This window comes from Paracoccus aerius (assembly GCF_014656455.1).
Lineage (GTDB): Bacteria > Pseudomonadota > Alphaproteobacteria > Rhodobacterales > Rhodobacteraceae > Paracoccus > Paracoccus aerius.
Genome location: NZ_BNCL01000004.1, coordinates 277,719 through 294,869 on the forward strand (window position 1 = coordinate 277,719; position 17,151 = coordinate 294,869).

20 protein-coding genes are annotated in these 17,151 nt (G+C 66.6%); 9 read left to right on the top strand and 11 right to left on the bottom strand.

Annotation, left to right across the window (positions count from 1 at the left end; genetic code table 11):
* Positions 1-132 precede the first annotated feature (132 nt).
* Positions 133-768 carry a ribonuclease T2 family protein gene (locus IE224_RS07370; protein WP_191309105.1) on the top strand — a complete coding sequence of 212 codons (636 nt, stop codon included), beginning with the start codon at positions 133-135 and terminating at the stop codon, positions 766-768.
* Positions 769-986: 218 nt separating this feature from the next.
* Here the strand turns inward: IE224_RS07370 and IE224_RS07375 are convergent, their stop codons facing one another.
* Positions 987-1,982 carry an NAD(P)H-quinone oxidoreductase gene (locus tag IE224_RS07375; RefSeq protein WP_191309107.1) on the bottom strand — a complete coding sequence of 332 codons (996 nt, stop codon included), beginning with the start codon at positions 1,980-1,982 and terminating at the stop codon, positions 987-989.
* A 9-nt stretch (positions 1,983-1,991) separates the two neighbouring features.
* Positions 1,992-2,648, bottom strand: coding sequence for a COQ9 family protein (locus IE224_RS07380; RefSeq protein WP_167623082.1), 657 nt, complete (start codon positions 2,646-2,648; stop codon positions 1,992-1,994).
* 96 nt (positions 2,649-2,744) lie between these two features.
* Between IE224_RS07380 and rpsU the strand changes: the two genes are divergently transcribed.
* A complete protein-coding gene (gene rpsU / locus IE224_RS07385) occupies positions 2,745-2,951 on the top strand; it encodes a 30S ribosomal protein S21 (RefSeq protein ID WP_103173489.1) in 207 nt (68 codons plus the stop codon).
* A 58-nt stretch (positions 2,952-3,009) separates the two neighbouring features.
* Here the strand turns inward: rpsU and IE224_RS07390 are convergent, their stop codons facing one another.
* Both IE224_RS07390 and IE224_RS07395 read right to left on the bottom strand, forming a co-directional pair.
* Positions 3,010-3,861, bottom strand: coding sequence for an alpha/beta hydrolase (locus IE224_RS07390; protein ID WP_191309109.1), 852 nt, complete (start codon positions 3,859-3,861; stop codon positions 3,010-3,012).
* Between the two features lie 2 nt (positions 3,862-3,863).
* Complete coding sequence (locus IE224_RS07395) at positions 3,864-4,325, bottom strand: Lrp/AsnC family transcriptional regulator (RefSeq protein ID WP_103173147.1); 462 nt, start codon at positions 4,323-4,325, stop codon at positions 3,864-3,866.
* A 130-nt stretch (positions 4,326-4,455) separates the two neighbouring features.
* Between IE224_RS07395 and ald the strand changes: the two genes are divergently transcribed.
* Complete coding sequence (gene ald / locus IE224_RS07400; RefSeq protein ID WP_191309111.1) at positions 4,456-5,574, top strand: alanine dehydrogenase; 1,119 nt, start codon at positions 4,456-4,458, stop codon at positions 5,572-5,574.
* Positions 5,575-5,610: 36 nt separating this feature from the next.
* Here the strand turns inward: ald and mscL are convergent, their stop codons facing one another.
* From mscL to IE224_RS07415, 3 genes are all read right to left on the bottom strand, one after another.
* Positions 5,611-6,072 carry a large conductance mechanosensitive channel protein MscL gene (gene mscL / locus IE224_RS07405; protein ID WP_167623085.1) on the bottom strand — a complete coding sequence of 154 codons (462 nt, stop codon included), beginning with the start codon at positions 6,070-6,072 and terminating at the stop codon, positions 5,611-5,613.
* Positions 6,073-6,200: 128 nt separating this feature from the next.
* Positions 6,201-6,827, bottom strand: a complete 627-nt coding sequence (locus IE224_RS07410) for a DsbA family protein (RefSeq protein WP_167623086.1) — start codon at positions 6,825-6,827, stop codon at positions 6,201-6,203.
* Positions 6,821-7,375 (bottom strand): DUF721 domain-containing protein, encoded by a 555-nt coding sequence (locus IE224_RS07415; protein ID WP_229849285.1) that lies wholly within the window; start codon positions 7,373-7,375, stop codon positions 6,821-6,823. Before IE224_RS07415 ends, IE224_RS07410 begins: the two co-directional genes overlap by 7 nt.
* Positions 7,376-7,474: 99 nt before the next feature.
* Between IE224_RS07415 and IE224_RS07420 the strand changes: the two genes are divergently transcribed.
* Both IE224_RS07420 and IE224_RS07425 read left to right on the top strand, forming a co-directional pair.
* On the top strand, positions 7,475-8,500 hold the full coding sequence (locus IE224_RS07420; protein WP_229849286.1) for an A/G-specific adenine glycosylase: 1,026 nt from the start codon (positions 7,475-7,477) through the stop codon (positions 8,498-8,500).
* A 10-nt stretch (positions 8,501-8,510) separates the two neighbouring features.
* Positions 8,511-9,650 carry an alkane 1-monooxygenase gene (locus IE224_RS07425; RefSeq protein WP_191309113.1) on the top strand — a complete coding sequence of 380 codons (1,140 nt, stop codon included), beginning with the start codon at positions 8,511-8,513 and terminating at the stop codon, positions 9,648-9,650.
* On the opposite strand, the gene IE224_RS07430 is transcribed toward IE224_RS07425, so the two are convergent.
* Together IE224_RS07430 and ribA are read right to left on the bottom strand one after the other, a co-directional pair.
* Positions 9,647-10,141, bottom strand: a complete 495-nt coding sequence (locus IE224_RS07430) for a L,D-transpeptidase family protein (protein ID WP_191309115.1) — start codon at positions 10,139-10,141, stop codon at positions 9,647-9,649. The two genes, IE224_RS07425 and IE224_RS07430, sit on opposite strands and share 4 nt — an antisense overlap.
* Entirely contained in the window at positions 10,138-11,196 is a 1,059-nt protein-coding gene (ribA, locus tag IE224_RS07435) for a GTP cyclohydrolase II (protein WP_191309117.1), read from the bottom strand. The genes IE224_RS07430 and ribA overlap by 4 nt, the downstream gene beginning before the upstream one ends.
* Before the next feature lie 136 nt (positions 11,197-11,332).
* Between ribA and IE224_RS07440 the strand changes: the two genes are divergently transcribed.
* Together IE224_RS07440 and IE224_RS07445 are read left to right on the top strand one after the other, a co-directional pair.
* A complete protein-coding gene (locus tag IE224_RS07440; protein WP_167623091.1) occupies positions 11,333-12,019 on the top strand; it encodes a response regulator transcription factor in 687 nt (228 codons plus the stop codon).
* 151 nt (positions 12,020-12,170) lie between these two features.
* Positions 12,171-12,623 carry a DUF2267 domain-containing protein gene (locus tag IE224_RS07445; protein WP_308434854.1) on the top strand — a complete coding sequence of 151 codons (453 nt, stop codon included), beginning with the start codon at positions 12,171-12,173 and terminating at the stop codon, positions 12,621-12,623.
* 183 nt (positions 12,624-12,806) lie between these two features.
* Here IE224_RS07445 and IE224_RS07450 read toward each other — a convergent pair whose 3' ends face one another.
* Both IE224_RS07450 and IE224_RS07455 read right to left on the bottom strand, forming a co-directional pair.
* Positions 12,807-13,781, bottom strand: coding sequence for a glutathione S-transferase family protein (locus tag IE224_RS07450; protein ID WP_191309119.1), 975 nt, complete (start codon positions 13,779-13,781; stop codon positions 12,807-12,809).
* Positions 13,782-13,835: 54 nt separating this feature from the next.
* On the bottom strand, positions 13,836-15,152 hold the full coding sequence (locus IE224_RS07455; protein WP_191309121.1) for an MFS transporter: 1,317 nt from the start codon (positions 15,150-15,152) through the stop codon (positions 13,836-13,838).
* 149 nt (positions 15,153-15,301) lie between these two features.
* On the opposite strand from IE224_RS07455, the gene IE224_RS07460 reads away from it, so the two are divergent.
* Positions 15,302-16,087, top strand: a complete 786-nt coding sequence (locus IE224_RS07460; protein ID WP_191309123.1) for an exodeoxyribonuclease III — start codon at positions 15,302-15,304, stop codon at positions 16,085-16,087.
* A gap of 155 nt (positions 16,088-16,242) precedes the next feature.
* Complete coding sequence (trxA, locus tag IE224_RS07465) at positions 16,243-17,151, top strand: thioredoxin (RefSeq protein ID WP_191309207.1); 909 nt, start codon at positions 16,243-16,245, stop codon at positions 17,149-17,151.

The window sequence follows — 17,151 nt, forward strand, 5'->3', positions numbered from 1 at the left end:
ACGGCTTTTGGCGGGGTGCCATTCCTCGTTTTCGGGGGGAATTGACGGGTCATATAGCGATTCTGACGACTGGGGAAAAGAGGATTCGCAAGGGTCGTGGACGGCGCCTGCCTGCCGGGGCATGGTGGCGGCATGAGACATGCCTTGCTTGCCGCCCTTGCGCTGACGCTTTGCCCCCTGCCTGCCCCTGCGCAGGATGTCGCGGGCGAATTCGACTATTACGTTCTCGCGCTCAGTTGGCAGCCAAGCTGGTGCCGCGCGACGGGTGATGATCGCGACGCCAGCGAATGCGACCAAGGCAGCGGGCTGGATTTCACGGTCCATGGTCTTTGGCCGCAATACGAACGGGGCTGGCCCGATCATTGCGATACGAATGAACGAGATCCGTCACGGCGCCAGACCCAGGCAATGGACGACCTGATGTCGCCGGGGCTGGCCTTGTACCAGTGGCAGAAGCACGGCCGTTGTTCCGGCCTTTCGGCAAGCCAATACTATGCCACGACGCGGGAAGCTGCCGAGATGGTCCGCATACCCGCCCCCTTCGACGACCTGCCCCGCGACATCACCCTGCCGCCCCAGGTGGTCGAGGAAGCCTTTCTCGAGGTCAATCCCCGGCTGTCACCTGATGGCATCACCGTCACCTGCAAGGCCGAAGCCCTGGCCGAGGTGCGCATCTGCCTGACCCGCGACCTGCGGCCCCGCGACTGCGCCCCCGACGCGCGCCAGGATTGTTCCCGTCCCCGCCTGCTGATGGAAAAGATCCGCTGAAGAAGGGGCGCTGCCCCCGGAGATATCTTTCCACAAAAGATGCGGTTTCAACTTTTCCTTTGGACCTGGGTGCGACATTGAACGCGCGAAACAGGCGGGGACCCCGGTGGCCGCCACCGCATATGCCACAGACCTTGGGGACGGGTGCCCGCTAGGTCTGTGTGCCTGTCTCATCTTCTGTGCGTCAAATATCCCCGCCCGAGGCACCTGCCCGCGCCTCAGGGGCCGTTACCCGCCACTTTCAGGACGATCTTGCCGATATGCTGGCTGCTTTCCATGCGGCGATGGGCCTCGGCCGCGTCGTCCAGGTCGAATTCGCTGTCGATGCTGACCCGGACCGACCCGGCCGAGATCAGCGGCCACAGTTGCTTGCGCAGGGCCTCGGCGATCTCGGCCTTGGCGGCGTCCGATTGCGGGCGCAGGGTCGAGCCGGTCACGGTCAGCCGCTTGGTCATGATGGGGGCGAAGTTCAGTTCGACCTTGGGGCCTTCAAGGAAGGCGATCATGACCAGCCTGCCGTCCGGCGCCAGCGCCTTAATGTTCCTGGCGATATAGCTGCCGCCCACCATGTCCAGGATCAGGTCGGCGCCGTCCTCGGCCGCCATGACCTTGGTGAAATCCTCGGCGCGGTAGTTGATCGGGGTCGCCCCAAGCGCCGCGATCGCTGCGCATTTCTCGGCGCTGCCGGCGGTCGCGAAGACCCGGGCGCCCAGGGCGCGGGCGATCTGGATCGCCATCATCCCGATCCCCGAGCTGCCGCCGTGGACCAGGAACTTCTCGCCCCCCGTCAGCCCCCCGCGGGTCACGACATTGGACCAGACCGTGAAGGCCGTTTCAGGCAGGCAGGCGCCTTCGCGCAAGCCCAGGCCATAGGGGATGCGCAGCGCGTGGTCGGCGTGGCAGACGGCATATTCCGCATAGCCGCCGCCCGGCAGCAGCGCGCAGACCTGTTCGCCCTTTCTCCAGCGGGTCACGCCCGCGCCCATGCCCACGATCTCGCCCGAAGCTTCAAGCCCCGGCAGGTCCGATGCGTCGGGCGGCGGCGCATAGCTGCCCTGGCGCTGCAGGACATCGGGGCGGTTCACCCCGGCATAAGCCACGCGGATCAGGATCTGGTCGTGGCGGGGCACCGGAACGGGGCGGCTGGCGGGCTTCAGCACGTCGGGACCGCCGGGGCCGGCGATCTCGATGGCCTTCATGGCGTCGGGGAACATCGTTTCTCCTTACGGGCGGGTGCGACCGGGCAGATCGCGCGAGCCGGGCGCCCGGATCCAGCCGAACGCCATCTGCGCCAGCTTTTCCGCCCCCGGCAGCTTGCGCAAGGTCGATTTCACCTGTTCGAACCGCATCACGCCGTCGATGCGCCGGTCGATGAAGGCGCGGGTTTCCCGGTGGTCGGGCGAATCGTCGCCCAGCCAGAACAGGACGGTGGCGCTGACCACGGCGGACAGGGTGGCGCGCTTGGAATACCAGTTCACGTCGCGCGACCCGTCGCCCAAGCCGGTCCAGATCACATCAGCCGTTTCCCAGACCAGCCGCGCCGCAAGGGCAGCGTTCTGCGGCAGCGACAGCGTGGCCGCGCCCGCGCGCACCAGTTCGGCATCGACCAGCATCAGGCGGCGCCAGATCGCCTCGGCCACGCGGTCCCGGAAGCGGCCCCCCGGGGGCGTCTGGGCCAGGCTGTCGCGCAGCATCGCATCGGCGCGGCGGTGATAGGCCGCGGCCAGACTTGCCCCGCCCTGGGGAAAATGAACCCGCGCCAGGTCGGGCGACATGGTCAGGTCGCGCGCCCCCGCCATCAGGGCGCGATCGTTCATCCCCTCGAACGGAACATGGGTCAGGGCGGCGTCAAGCAAGGCATCGCGGTCGGTTCGGGTCATGGGCGGCCTCCTGTCTGGACAAGTGCGCCCCGGCCTGATAGGGGGGGCGCATCCTGCAATCTTGCAACTCTAACCTAGGAAGGTGGTGACAACCACATGCAGGTCAATGTTCGCGACAACAACGTCGAACAGGCGCTCCGTGCCCTGAAGAAAAAACTTCAGCGCGAGGGTGTGTTCCGCGAAATGAAGCTTCGGCAGCATTTCGAGAAGCCGTCGGTCAAGAAGGCCCGGGAACAGGCCGAGGCCGTCCGCCGCGCCCGCAAGCTGGCCCGTAAAAAGGCACAGCGCGAAGGCGCACTGTAAGGCGACGCGATCCGCGTTTCCGTCAAACCCCCGCAGCGCAAGCCGCGGGGGTTTGCGTTTACCGCCACAGGTGCAGCTCCAACGCATCCCTGGTCGATGGTCCCATCAGCGATCCGTGGTCTTCCTGCGGATAGGGGCGGTAAAGAACCTCCATCCCCGGAACGCCCGACAGGATCCGCACCAGCGATGTGGGATCATGCGGATGGTTCTGCCGCGGACGCCCGGCCTGGGCGATCATCACCTGGATCGCCGGATCGACCGTCCCGCCCGCTGCCGCGACGCCGCCGGCGAAGGCCGCCGCCTCGCGCTGCGATTCGCCTGCGTTCCACCAGACCGAGGGATCGGCCGCGACGTAGCGCGCGAACAGGCGGGGGCGGGTAAACAGCGCGTGCAGCACGAACAGCCCGCCCAGCGAATGGCCGTAGATCGTCATGTCGCGCAGGTCCAGCGGGTGACGTCGGGCAAGTTCCGGCAGCAGTTCCTCTGCGATCATGGACAGAAAGGCCTCGCGCCCGCCGGTCGGCCGGTCCGCGGGCGGGGCGCGATAGAACAGGATCGGCGCCACCGGCGCCATCGCGCGCGAGGTCAGGTCGCGCCAGCGGCGGTTCGCGTTTTCATAGCTGATGCCGACCAGGATCACCGGCGCATCGCGCGCCCGGGTTTCGCGATGATGCCACAGATGCGGAAAGGTCGTGCCGCCGTCCAGCGAAAGGACCACCGAATAGCCCTCGCGCGGCGGCGGAACCTTCGGCAGGCCCACGAAGATACGCCACTGGTCGCCTGGCGGGCCAAAGGCGAAGTGGCTGGCGCGTGGATCGTCGATTGCAGGCGGCGGCTCGCGCCGGGGTTGCGCCAGTGCGGGTGTCGCCAGCGACGTGGCCAGCAGGGACAGCAGATGACGGCGCAGCATCCTCACACCGGGATCGCAGTGGTGCGGAACACCGTGCGCAGCGCGAAGGAGGAATGCATCTGCGCAACGCCCGGCAGGCGGGCCAGGTGCTGGCGGTGGATGCGGGCGAAGTCGTCGGTATCCTCGACCACGATCTTCAGCAGGTAATCGGCCGTTCCCGCCATCAGGTGGCATTCCAGCACGTCGGGAATCGCGCGCACGCCCTTCTCGAAGGCCTCCAGCACCTCGTCCGCCTGGCCCGACAGGGTGATTTCCACGAAGACGGTGGTCTGGCGGCGCAGCTTGCGCGCGTCCAGCAGCGCGACATAGCCGTGGATCACGCCCGTCTCCTCAAGCCGCTGAACCCGGCGATGGCAGGCCGAGGGCGACAGGTGGACGCGCAGCGCCAGTTCGGCATTGCTGATTCGCCCCTCTTTCTGAAGAAGGGCAAGGATTCGGCGGTCTATTGCATCAAGGTCCGACATGGCCGGATATTCTTCGCCGGAAGCGCCGATAGCCAGTGGTTTGTTTCACGACCATTGCCGAAACGGCTCCAGCTTCGCAGCATCTTGCAGCGGATCGGTGCGACACTTTCCCAAAGCATGGGAGGAATGCATGAAGATTGGTTGCCCGAAGGAAATCAAGCCGCAGGAGTTCCGCGTGGGCATGACCCCCGCCGCCGTCACCGAGGCGGTGGGACGCGGCCACGGCGTGCTGGTGGAAAGCGGCGCGGGGCTTGGGGCGGGCTTCACGGACGAAGACTATGCCGCTGCCGGGGCCAGCATCGCGCCGGATGCAAAGTCGGTCTTCGACAGGGCCGAGATGATCGTGAAGGTCAAGGAACCCCAACCCGCCGAACGCGCGATGCTGCGCGAGGGCCAGGTGTTGTTCACCTATCTGCACCTGGCGCCCGACCCCGACCAGACCCGCGACTTGTTGCGATCGGGCGTCACCGCCATCGCCTATGAGACGGTGACCGATGCGCGCGGCGGTCTGCCCCTGCTGGCGCCCATGTCAGAGGTGGCGGGGCGTCTGGCCCCGCAGGTCGGATCCTGGGCGCTGCAGAAGGCCAATGGCGGGCGCGGCGTGCTGATGGGAGGCGTGCCGGGCGTCAGGCCCGCCAATGTCGTCATCATCGGTGGCGGCGTGGTGGGCACGGCGGCGGCGCGCGTGGCGGTCGGCATGGGCGCCAATGTCACCGTCACCGACCGGTCGGTCGCGCGGCTTTCCTATCTGGACGACATCTTCATGGGGCGCCTGACCACGCAATATTCCAGCGCGGCGGCAACGGCCGATCTGATCCGCACGGCAGACATGGTGATCGGCGCGGTGCTGATCCCCGGCGCCGCGGCCCCCAAGCTGGTGACGCGGGACCAGTTGTTGACCATGCAGCCAGGATCGGTCCTGGTGGACGTGGCCATCGACCAAGGCGGCTGCTTCGAGACATCGCGCGCGACGACGCACCAGGATCCGATCTACGAGATCGACGGCGTGGTCCATTACTGCGTGGCGAACATGCCGGGGGCGGTGGCGCGCACCTCGACCCAGGCGCTTGGCAATGCCACCCTGCCCTTCCTGCTGGCCTTGGCGGACAAGGGCTGGCGGCAGGCGGTGCTGGAAGACCCGCATCTGCGCGCGGGCCTGTCGACGCATGGCGGGCGCCTGACCTCGCCCCCCGTGGGCGAGGCCCTGGGGCTTGAGGCGATCACGCCCGACCAGCTTCTGGCGGGATAAGGGACGGCCCGGCGCGATGCCCCGCGCCGGCACCCGTCACGGCCTTGGCAGCGGATAATCCGCCATCGTGGCACGGTCGGCCAGCAGGTCGCGGATCTGGGCCAGCAGTTCTTCCTGGGTGGGACCGGCTGGGGCGGGTTCTTCCACTTTCTGCCGAAGCGCCGCGCGTTGCAGGCGGTTCACCACCTTGACCAGCAGAAACACCGCCCAGGCAATGATGAGGAAGTTCAGCACCGCCATCAGGAAGGATCCATAGGCGAAGATGGCCGCCCCGGAATTGCGCGCCGCCGCAAGGCTTGCGCCGTCGGGGACGGTGCCGGACAGGACAATGTACTTGTTCGTGAAATCGATGCCGCCGGTCAGCAGGCCCAGGATCGGGTTGATCAGGTCCTCGACGACGGAATTCACGATGGATGTAAAGGCCGCGCCGATGATGATCCCGACCGCCAGGTCGATCACGTTGCCTCGGGCGATGAATTCACGGAACTCTTTGATCATGGGCAAGCATCCCTTGTGCCATGCGCCGCTTTGGCGCAGGCGAAGGATGCGGCCCGATTTGACAAAAAGCAATTCCCAGATGAACCGGGATCATGGCCCGCCCGTCCGGCGAGCCATGCGTCCAGGGCTTACTGGGCAGCCTCGGCCAGCTTGCCCTCGATCACCTGCTTCATGTCGTCCCAGGGCTGGTTCATGACCTTTTCGCCGCCGATGATGAAGGTCGGCGTGGCCTCGATCCCATCGGCGCTGGCATTCTGCTGGAAGGTCGCGATCAGCTGTTCGGCCTTGGCGGTGTCTTCCCAGCAGGCGGTCATCTGTTCCTCGGTCATGCCGGCCTTCAGGCCGATCTTGCGCAGGTTCGCGGCGATCTCCTCGCCCGTGCCGCCGGCCAGCCATTGCTCCTGTTCGTCAAAGAGCATGTCGGACACGGCATAATACTTGTCGTCGCCGCCGCAGCGCGCAAGCACTCCGGCCCACAGGCCGGGCTGGTCGAAATACACGTCGCGCTGGATGAACTTGACCTTGCCGGTATCGACATATTCGGCCTTCAGCCTGGGCCAGTTTTCCTCGTGGAAGTTGGCGCAATGCCCGCAGGTGAAGCTGGCATATTCCACGATGGTCAGCGGCGCGTCATCGGCGCCAAGCGCGATGTCGGGCAGGGCTTCCGCCTGGGCCGCGGGGGCGGCATCCTGGGCCATCGCGGCAGGGGCGGCGATGGCGATCGCCAGTGCGGCGGCGGCAGAACGGATCAGCATGGAAAATCCTTTCGGTGGTTCCGGTGTCGTTTGGTTGCGATGTTCAGGGCCAGCCGGGCAATGGCCTCGGCCAGCGCGGGATCGTCGAACTGGCTGGCGATCTGGTCGGCCTGCTGGCGGACATGCGGATCGGGCGCGGCGGGCTGGGCAGGGGCCGCGGCAAAGACGGCACGGCCTTCGGCAAAGCCCGTGGCAGCGGTCTGGGTCAGCATGATGCGTTGCACGGCATTGTAGCCATAGCAGGCGTTCACCCGTTCGCGCAGCTGCGGAAGCTGCATTTCCACCAGCGGCGCGGCGGGGCCGGTGGTCAGCAGCGTCAGCGTCGCGCCAAAGCCGCCCCGCTGATGGCTGATGCGGACCGGGCGGGTCATCGCGGAAAGCTGGGGGCCGGCGATCTCGGGCCAGTGGGTCAGCAGGCGGGCCACGGCGAAGCCCCGCCCCTCGGCCGCCTTCTGCACCCGGTCGGCCAGCAGGATCGAAGCCTGCTGGAAGCCGCGCCTGCGGCGTGCCATGGGGTTGCGGGTGCGGTCGGGCGGCTGCGCCTTCATTGCCTGTTGCCCATCTTTGCCTGATGCGATGTCACGCCCATATCCTTAATCAGGCCCGCGCCGGGATGAAAGCGCGGCGACAGGACAAGGGATTGATAATTGCGTGACATCCGGGTGATCGCCCCGCAGCTTCTGGATTGGTACGACCGCCACGCGCGCGTCCTGCCCTGGCGCGTGCCGCCCGGTGGGGACGCGCCCGACCCCTACCGCATCTGGCTGTCCGAGGTGATGCTGCAACAGACCACCGTCGCGGCAGTGAAGGCCTATTTCGAGCGTTTCACGACGCTGTGGCCGACGGTGCAGGATCTGGCGGCGGCGCCCGACACGCAGGTCATGGCCGAATGGGCCGGGCTTGGCTATTACGCCCGCGCCCGCAACCTGCTGGCCTGCGCCCGCGCGGTGGCGGCAGCGGGCGGGTTTCCGACGACGCGCGACGGGCTGCAGGCGCTGCCGGGGATCGGGGCCTATACCTCGGCCGCAATCGCGGCGATCGCCTATGACGCGCCAGAGACTGTGGTCGATGGCAACGTCGAACGCGTCGTGGCGCGGCTGTTCGCGGTGGAAACGCCCCTGCCCGCCGCCAAGCCCGAACTGGTGGCGCTTGCGGAAGGGCTGACGCCCCGGCAGCGGCCGGGTGACTATGCGCAGGCGATGATGGATCTGGGCGCGACCATCTGCACGCCGCGCAGCCCCGCCTGCGGCATCTGCCCGCTGATCCACGATTGCGACGCCCGCGCCCAGGGCATCGCCGCCAGCCTGCCGCGCAAGGCGCCGAAAGCCGCCAAGCCCGACCGGACCGGCATTGCCTGGGTCGCCCGCCAGGGCGACGCGGTGCTGTTCGAGGAACGCCCGGCCAAGGGCCTTCTGGGCGGCACGCTGGCCTTCCCCTCGGCCCTTTGGGACGGGCGCGACATGCCACCGCCGGGAAAGGCGAACTGGCGAGAGATCGGCCATGTCCGCCATGTCTTCACCCATTTCACCCTGTCGCTGCAGGTGATGCTGGGCGATTTGGACGCGGCCCCGGCGCGCGGCCACCTGGTGCCCCTGCGCCACGTCAACCGCGAGGCGCTGCCGGGCCTGATGCGCAAGGTCTGGGATATGGCGCGGGCCGAGATCGCCGCATAAGATCACGGGCATGAGCGAATCAACCCCAGGCAGATTGCCGCCCGCCGCGCCGTTCTGGATGTCCGTGGTCATGCTGCCGCTGGTCGTGCTGGCGGCAGGCAGGGGGGGCTTCTGGTGGATGCTGCTGCCCGCCTATGCCTGGTATCTGACAACGGCCCTTGACGGCGTGCTGGGGCTGAACGAGGCAAACCCTGATCCCCAGACCGAAACGCGCGCCCTGTTCTGGCACCGCGCCGTCACGGTTGTCTGGTTCCCGCTGCAATTCGCCGCGATCTTCGGCTGCATCTGGTATGCTAGCCGTGCCGGGCACTTGTCGGGGCCTGAAAAGCTGGGCCTGTTCTTCGGCCTGGGCGTTCTGTCCGGCACCATCGGCATGGTCTATGCGCACGAGCTTCTGCACCAGAAGACGGCGGTGGAACGCTGGATGGGCGACCTGCTGCTGGCCTCGACGCTGTATTCCCATTTCCGGACCGAGCATCTGCTGGTCCATCACGCCTGGGTATCCACCCCCCGCGATGCGGTATCGGCGCGCTATAACGAAGGGTTCTATCGCTTTTTCTGGCGCGTTCTCCTGCAGGGTCCGCGCAGCGCATGGCGGGCCGAACGGCGGTTGCTGGCCCGTGCCGGGCGCCGCCCCTGGGACCGGCGCAATCCGTTCTGGCGTTATGGGATGCTGCAAGGGGGGATGGTCCTGCTGGCCCTGGCCCTGGGCGGCCTGCAGGGGCTGGGGCTGTTCGTCTTCCAGGCCTTCGTGGCGATCTGGCAGTTGGAACTGACGAATTATGTCGAACACTATGGCCTAACGCGCAAGCATCTGGGCGACGGGCGGTATGAACATATCCTGCCGCGCCACAGCTGGAACGCCAGCCACAGGGTTTCGAACTGGCTGCTGATCAACCTGCAGCGCCATTCGGACCACCACTACAAGCCGGACCGGCGCTTTCCCCTGCTGCAAACCTATGGGCAGGACGAGGCGCCGCAACTGCCCCTGGGCTATCCGGCGATGACCTTTGTGGCCATGGTGCCGCCCTGGTGGCGGCGGCGCATGAACCCGCGCGTCCGCGCCTGGCGCAGGCAGTTCTATCCCGAGGTGACGGATTGGGGCCCCTATAACCGGGGCGATCTGCCGATGCCCAGGAACGCGCTTTAGGGCACGATCACCCGCGTGCCGGGCCGCGCATGGCGCGCGATCCAGAACAGGTGCGGACGCGCAAAGGCGATGCAGCCCTCGGTCCCGAACCCCGGCCTGCGCCACTGATGCAGGAAGATCGCGGAACCACGGCCCGGCACCGCATCGGGCCAGTTCCAGTCGGTCGTCAGGATCAGGTCGTAAAGCGGATCGGCCCGGCGCAGCCTTTCGTGGCTGGCGGGCAAGGGCGCACGGGCATGATGGTTGTAGGCCGGATGATCGGGCGCGTCGCACCACAGGTCGCCCGGCCCGATGGGCTGCGCCCAGGGGGCAGGCCGCGCCAGGCGGTCGGGGCGATACCACAGCCCGGTGATCCGCATCACCCCCGCGGGCGTGGCCTTGTCGCCCTCGCGCTTGTCCCGCGTCACGCCGCGCTTGCCGATGCTGCACGGAAAGACCCGCCCGCGATAGCGCACACCCTGCGGCGTCAGGACCAGATCGTCGGGCGTCACAGCAGGTGCCCCGACTTTTCGGCCTTGGTATCCAGATAGGCCTCGTTGAAGCGGTTGCGGCCGACGACCAGCGGCACGCGTTCGGTCACGGTGATGCCGTGGCTTTCCATCATCGCCACCTTGCGCGGGTTGTTGGTCATCAGCCGGGCCTGCTTGAACCCCATCCGCCGCAGCAGGGCCGCGCCAATGCGGAAGTCGCGCTCGTCATCCTCGAATCCCAGGCGGTGATTGGCCTGCACGGTGTCGAAGCCCTGGTTCTGCAATGCATAGGCGCGCATCTTGTTGGCAAGCCCGATGCCGCGCCCTTCCTGGTTCAGATACAGCAGCACCCCCTGCCCCGCCTGCCCCATCGCGGTCAGCGCGGCGTGCAGCTGCGGGCCGCAGTCGCATTTCAGGCTGCCCAGCACGTCGCCGGTGAAGCAGGCCGAATGCAGCCGGGCCAGCACCGGCGCGTCGCGGGGCGGATCGCCGATCTCGATGGCGTAATGCTCGGCCCCGCCATCGTCGGGACGGAAGATATGCAGCCGCGACCGTTCCGCCGCCAGCAACGGCAGGTTTGCGGCGGCAACCGGGGCCAGGGCCGCCTCGTGCGCAAGCTGCGCCAGAAGGGGGCCGGGCGCGACCTGGGTCAGGCCGGGCAGCGGCTCGGTCGGCACCACCAGCACGGCGGGCAGCAACTGCGCGGACTTCGCAAGCGCCAGCCCGGCCATATGCGCCGTCGCATCCCCTTCGCGTTCCGTGAACAGCGGTCCCTTCATCGGGGTCATCAGATCGCCCGAAGGATCGGCCAAGGCCCGCAGCCAGGCATGGTCCGCATCGGCCGGCACAATGACGCGGGCCAGCCCCTGGTCATAGGCCCGGGCCTTCAGCGTCTCGGCCCGCCGTCCGGTCAGCGCAAGGACCGGACGGCCCAGGGCGCGAATCGCGTCAAGCCGCGCGGGCGCCAGGGTTTCCACCGCCGCGACCAGATGATGGCCGATCATCACCGGCAATCCGGTGCGCAGGTCGCTGCGCGCGCGGGATACGGTTTCGGCCAGGGTGGGGATCAGGCTCATCGGCGATCCTGCGGAATTGAAACAAAGTGAAACATAAGCGCCCTGACCGACAACTCCATGTGAGATTTTCGACATGATGCTGGACGCATGGCCGGACGCACGCCACCTACTCGCCCAACAAGATTGAGGAGGCAACATGCCCGGACTGAAAAAGATCCTGCTTGTCGATGACGAGGAAGACCTGCGCGAGGCCCTGGCCGAACAGTTGATCGCCACCGACGATTTCGACGTGACCGAGGCCGGCACCGGGGCAGGCGCCGTAGACGCCGCCAAGGGCGCGATCTTCGACCTGGTGATCCTGGACGTGGGCCTGCCCGACACCGACGGGCGCGAATTGTGCAAGAAGCTGCGCAAGCTGAACGTGAAATGCCCCATCGTGATGTTGACCGGCCATGACACCGATGCCGACACGATCCTGGGCCTGGACGCGGGCGCCAACGACTATATCACCAAGCCCTTCAAGTTCCCGGTCCTGCTGGCCCGCCTGCGCGCGCAACTGCGCACGCATGAACAGTCCGAGGACGCGATCTTCCAGCTTGGGCCCTATACCTTCAAGCCGGCGATGAAGATGCTGATCGACGGGAAGGACCGCAAGATCCGCCTGACCGAGAAGGAGACCAATATCCTCAAGTTCCTGTATCGCGCGCAGGACGGGGTGGTGGCCCGCGACGTTCTGCTGCACGAGGTCTGGGGATACAATGCGGGCGTCACCACGCATACGCTGGAAACCCACATCTATCGCCTGCGCCAGAAGATCGAACCCGATCCCAGCAATGCGCGCCTGCTGGTGACGGAATCGGGCGGATACCGGCTGGTGGCGTGACACGCCACTGCGACACAAGAGACTGCGACACAAGAAAAGGTCCGGCCATGCCGGACCTTTTTGGTTCTGGCAAAGATGCGGACAAATCTGCCGTGACAGGTTAACCTTGCTGGTGTCGAGGGAAACAACTGGGCGGCCCCTGAAAATGCCTATGCCATGGACTTATCGGCATTCGTCCAAGGAGTGGCGGGCAATTCTGGATGACCTGAAGGACAGGATGGATCTGGTGTCTGACAACAGCGCCTACACCGCCTTGGATGCTGTTCTTCAAGTCTTCCGACGCCGCCTTACGGCCCAGGAAGGAATAGATTTTGCATCCGTGCTGCCATCCGTTCCCCGAGCCATTTTCGTGGCAGGGTGGAAAGTGGATAACCCCCCACTTCCCTTCGCCGATCGAGAGGCGCTGACCCTGGAGGCGAAACAGGTCAGGCCGCACCACAACCTGACCCCTTCCAATGCTATCGAGGCAACAGCCTGGACCCTTCGCAGATACATGAACGCGGCCGATCTGGAGCGGGTCCTGGCGCGTCTTCCACAAGAAGCCCGCGAGTTTTGGCACGCCCATGTCAGCAGTCCCGATGAGCTGAAACAACGGATCTTCTGACAAGAATGTCCAGAACCGCGGCGAAGGAGTGAACGCGAAAGACGGAATGCGTTCAGGCAGTCCGGTTCTGGAACCCGCGGCCTGGAAACGCGTTATCCGTCCGAAGCCCAGTGGCCGGAGGATGCGGCCACACTCTCCCTCCCCTCTCTGATGCCCCGGCGTTTTCCCGCGCCGGGGCTTCGTTCATCCGCGGCCATGTGGCGCGGTCCAATCCGCATCGGGACCGATGGGGATGATGCGGTGCGGGTTCACGGTGTCGTGGCTGAAGTAGTAGTGGCGCATGAAATGATCCGGCCGGACGGTCTGGGCCACGCCGGGCATCTGGTACAACTCGCGTGCCCAGGCCCACAGGTTCGAGTAATCGACGATCCGGCGGCGGTTGCACTTGAAATGCGTGTGATAGACCGCATCGAAGCGGACAACCGTGGTGAACAGGCGCCAGTCGGCCTCGGTCAGCCGGTCTCCGGCAAGATATCGGTTCCCGGACAGGATCCCCTCGATCCAGCCGAGGCTGTCGAACAAGGGGTGGACCGCCTTGTCATAGGCTTCCTGCGACGTGGCGAAGCCCGCCTTGTAGACGCCGTTGTTGACCGTGTCATAGATGCGGTCGTTCAGATGCTCGACCTGTTCTCGCAGGAATTCGGGCCAATAGTCGTCGGTGTTTCCGGTGATGCCGTCAAAGGCGCTGTTTAACATGCGGATGATGTCGCTGCTTTCGTTCGACACGATCCGATCCCCGTCGCGGTCCCACAGCACCGGCACCGTGACCCGGCCCGATGCCTTGGGATCCGCGCGCAGGTACAGCTTGTACAGATATGGCTCGCCGAACAGCCGGTCGCCGGTGGCGCCGTCGAAGTCGGTGCGGAACTCCCACCCGTTCCACAGCATGTCGGGATGCACGGCCGAGACGTCGATGTGATCCCCAAGCCCCTTCAGCGCGCGGAAGATCAGCGCACGATGCGCCCAGGGGCAGGCATACGAGACGTAAAGGTGATAGCGCCCGCTTTCCGCCTTGAAGCCCCCTCCTCCGGTCGGGCCGGGACTGCCATCGGCGGTCACCCAGTTGCGGTGCTTGGCCGTGTCGCGGACAAACTCGCCGCCGCTTGCCTCGGTGTCATACCATTCGTCCTTCCAGACCCCGTTGACCAGTTGGCCCATGTTCCCCGTCCTCCTGCTGATTGACAGGGGAACGGGCCAAAAGGGGATGCGGTTTCAGGCAATGGCCTGATCACGCGTCTCGGCCTTGACCAGCAGCAGGGCCAACGCGCCCAGCAGCAGCAGCGCGGCAAAGACGCCAATGGCGAAACCGAAGCCCTTGGCAAAGACGAAGGCCAGCAGGCTGGGGGCCAGGATCCCGCCCAACCGCGCCACCGCACTGGCGGTGCCCATGCCGGTGCCGCGCAGGTGGGTGGGGTAAAGTTCGGGCGTGAAGGCGTAAAGCGCGCCCCAGGTGCCCAGCAGCGCAAAGCTCATCAGGATCAGGGCAGCAGCGATCATGGCCGTTCCCGTCGCCACCGTGAACAGCGCGCAGCCCGCGGCGCTGAGCAGCAGGAAGCCGAGCAGCGTCGCCCGGCGACCCACCGCCTCGACCCCCCAGGCGGCCAGGGCATAGCCCGGCACTTGCGCCAGGGCCAGGATCACCAGAAAGCCATAGCCGTGCACGAAGCCGAAGCCCTCGGTCACAAGCTGGTTCGGCACCCAGACAAAGACGCCGTAATAGGACAGCGACACCAGGAACCACACCGCCAGCACGCCGATGGTCCGCGACCGCAGCATGTCGGAAAAGATCGAGGTCTCGGCCCCCGTGGGGACCTGCGCGGGAACCAGTTCCGCATCGCGCGGCAGCGCCTGCATCCCGTTCGTGACCAGCACCCGGTCGACCACCGCCTTGGCCCCCGCCTTGTCGCCCTTGCGGATCAGGAACATGGGCGATTCGGGCACCCAGAGCCGCAGGAAGATGCCGATCAGGGCCGGAACCGCCGCCACCGCGAAGATCCACCGCCAGGGCGCCACCGCCCCCTGCGCCACCGCGATCCAGGCGGTCAGGGCAACGACGATCGTTCCCACGGCCCAGAAACCCTCCAGCCAGACCAGCCAGCGGCCTCGGTTCCGGGGCGGCAGGAACTCGGCCATCATGGCATAGTCCACGGGCAGCGTGCCGCCCACGGCAACGCCGGTCAGGAAGCGCAGCACCAGAAGCAGCGTGAACTCCTGCGCAAACACGGACGCCAGCCCGAAGATCGCGTCCATGCCCACGGTCAGCACCAGGATGTTGCGGCGCCCGATCCGGTCCGCGATCCGGCCAAAGGCGAAGGCGCCCAGGAACATGCCCGCAAAGAACACCGTGCCGATCTGGAAGGCCGTCACGCGGTCGATCCCGAAGGTCGCAGCGACGGACGGTGCCGCAAAGCCCACCGCGATGACCTGCATCGCGTCTGCCGCCCAGACCAGTCCAAAGATCCCCAGAAGCCGCCATTGGAACCGCCCGGCCCCGCCGCGCGCCAAAGCCTCGTCCACCGTCAACTGCATCTCGCCCCCCTTTGCCCGATGGCATTGCTTAACGGCAGTCGCCGACATCACCAAGCCGTGATTGTGCCGGTGCAGCATTTTCCTGCCGTTGCGTCAACTCGACAGGGCGGATCGGCGCGGCTAGTGTCCGCCCGCCAAAGGAGACTGCCATGTTCACCATCGCCACCTGGAACATCAACTCGGTCCGACTGCGCGAAGGGCTGGTCGCGCGGTTCCTGACCGAGGAAGCGCCGGACGTGCTGTGCCTGCAGGAATGCAAGTCCCCGGTGGACAAGATCCCGCTCGACCAGTTCCGGGCGCTTGGCTACCACCACATCGTCGCGCGCGGGCAAAAGGGCTATAACGGCGTGGCGATCCTGTCGCGCCTGCCCATCACGGATGCGGGCGACCGCGACTATGCCAGCCTCGGCCATGCCCGCCATGTCGCGGCGCGGCTGGAAAACGGCGTGACGATCCACAACATCTACGTGCCCGCAGGCGGCGACATCCCCGACCGCGAACAGAACCTCAAGTTCGGCCAGAAGCTGGATTTCGTGGCCGAAATGCGCGACGTCTTCCATGCCGACAGGCCCGAAAAGGCGATCCTGGTGGGCGACCTGAACATCGCCCCGCGCGAGGATGACGTGTGGTCCCACAAGCAGATGCTCAAGATCGTCAGCCACACGCCCGTCGAGGTCGATCACCTGCTGTCGGCCCAGGATGCGGGCGACTGGGTGGACGTGACGCGCCAGGATATCCCGTCCGGGCTGCTCTATTCCTGGTGGAGCTATCGCGCCAAGGACTGGCACACCGCCGACAAGGGCCGCCGCCTGGACCACATCTGGGCCAGCCGCGACATTGCCAATGCCGCGCATGGCAGCCGCGTCCTGCGTCCCTGCCGGGGCTGGGAACAACCCAGCGACCATGTGCCCGTGCTGGCCTCCTTCGATCTTTGACGTCCCTTCACCTTGGCGCAAATATCCCACAGGGGGTCTGGGGGACGTGAAGTCCCCCAGCTTCGCCGCCCAAAACAACCCTTCCCCTTCACGGCCCCAGCCCCCATATTGCGCCCAACAGTTCAGACCCGAACCTTCTGGGGATCTTCATGACCATGCTCTTTGACGGCGCCACCGACGCACCCAAGCCCAGCGACTTCATCAAGGACGTGACCGAGGCGAACTTCATGGCGGAAGTCGTGCAGGCCTCGATGCAGGTGCCGGTGATCGTGGATTTCTGGGCGCCCTGGTGCGGCCCCTGCAAGACGCTTGGCCCGCAACTGGAAGCCGAGGTTGCGCGCCACAAGGGCCGGGTGCGCATGGCCAAGGTCAACGTGGACGAAAACCAGATGATCGCCGCGCAACTGCGGGTGCAGTCGATCCCGACGGTTTACGCCTTCTTCCAGGGCCAGCCGGTCGATGCCTTCCAGGGCGCCATCCCGCAAAGCCAGATCAAGCAGTTCGTGGACAAGCTGGCGGCGCTGTCGGGCGATGACGGCGGGCTGGCTGACGCCCTTGCCGCGGCCGAGCAGATGCTCGAGGAAGGCGCCTTCGCCGATGCCGCCGAAACCTTTGCTGCCATCGCGGCGGAAGATCCCGCCAGCAACGATGCCTGGGCAGGCCTGGTCCGCGCCCATCTGGCCTCGGGCGATGCGGATGCCGCGCAAGCGGCCCTGGACGAGATCCCTGCACCCGCCGCGACCAGTGCCCCGGTCGAGGCCGCGCGTGCCCAGTTGCACCTGGCCCGCCAGGCCGCGAAGGCCGGGCCGCTGGATGCCCTGCAATCCAGGGTGGACGCCGATCCCGACGACCAGCAGGCACGACTGGAATACGCCCAGGCCCTGCACGCCGCCGGCCGGGTCGACGAGGCCATCGACATCCTGCTGGACAGCTTCCGCCGCGACCGCGACTGGAATGAAGGGGCTGCCAAGGCCCAGCTTCTGACCATCTTCGACAGCCTCAAGCCCAACGACCCGCTGGTCCAGAAGGGCCGCCGGCGCCTGTCCTCGATGATCTTCGCCTGA

Excerpts from the sequence above, each read along its gene's own strand:
- IE224_RS07370 (WP_191309105.1), top strand. The coding sequence starts at position 133 with ATGAGACATGCCTTGCTTGCCGCCCTTGCGCTGACGCTTTGCCCCCTG.
- IE224_RS07375 (WP_191309107.1), bottom strand. The coding sequence starts at position 1,982 with ATGTTCCCCGACGCCATGAAGGCCATCGAGATCGCCGGCCCCGGCGGT.
- IE224_RS07380 (WP_167623082.1), bottom strand. The coding sequence starts at position 2,648 with ATGACCCGAACCGACCGCGATGCCTTGCTTGACGCCGCCCTGACCCAT.
- rpsU (WP_103173489.1), top strand. The coding sequence starts at position 2,745 with ATGCAGGTCAATGTTCGCGACAACAACGTCGAACAGGCGCTCCGTGCC.
- IE224_RS07390 (WP_191309109.1), bottom strand. The coding sequence starts at position 3,861 with ATGCTGCGCCGTCATCTGCTGTCCCTGCTGGCCACGTCGCTGGCGACA.
- IE224_RS07395 (WP_103173147.1), bottom strand. The coding sequence starts at position 4,325 with ATGTCGGACCTTGATGCAATAGACCGCCGAATCCTTGCCCTTCTTCAG.
- ald (WP_191309111.1), top strand. The coding sequence starts at position 4,456 with ATGAAGATTGGTTGCCCGAAGGAAATCAAGCCGCAGGAGTTCCGCGTG.
- mscL (WP_167623085.1), bottom strand. The coding sequence starts at position 6,072 with ATGATCAAAGAGTTCCGTGAATTCATCGCCCGAGGCAACGTGATCGAC.
- IE224_RS07410 (WP_167623086.1), bottom strand. The coding sequence starts at position 6,827 with ATGCTGATCCGTTCTGCCGCCGCCGCACTGGCGATCGCCATCGCCGCC.
- IE224_RS07415 (WP_229849285.1), bottom strand. The coding sequence starts at position 7,375 with ATGAAGGCGCAGCCGCCCGACCGCACCCGCAACCCCATGGCACGCCGC.
- IE224_RS07425 (WP_191309113.1), top strand. The coding sequence starts at position 8,511 with ATGAGCGAATCAACCCCAGGCAGATTGCCGCCCGCCGCGCCGTTCTGG.
- ribA (WP_191309117.1), bottom strand. The coding sequence starts at position 11,196 with ATGAGCCTGATCCCCACCCTGGCCGAAACCGTATCCCGCGCGCGCAGC.
- IE224_RS07440 (WP_167623091.1), top strand. The coding sequence starts at position 11,333 with ATGCCCGGACTGAAAAAGATCCTGCTTGTCGATGACGAGGAAGACCTG.
- IE224_RS07445 (WP_308434854.1), top strand. The coding sequence starts at position 12,171 with ATGCCATGGACTTATCGGCATTCGTCCAAGGAGTGGCGGGCAATTCTG.
- IE224_RS07450 (WP_191309119.1), bottom strand. The coding sequence starts at position 13,781 with ATGGGCCAACTGGTCAACGGGGTCTGGAAGGACGAATGGTATGACACC.
- IE224_RS07455 (WP_191309121.1), bottom strand. The coding sequence starts at position 15,152 with ATGCAGTTGACGGTGGACGAGGCTTTGGCGCGCGGCGGGGCCGGGCGG.
- IE224_RS07460 (WP_191309123.1), top strand. The coding sequence starts at position 15,302 with ATGTTCACCATCGCCACCTGGAACATCAACTCGGTCCGACTGCGCGAA.
- trxA (WP_191309207.1), top strand. The coding sequence starts at position 16,243 with ATGCTCTTTGACGGCGCCACCGACGCACCCAAGCCCAGCGACTTCATC.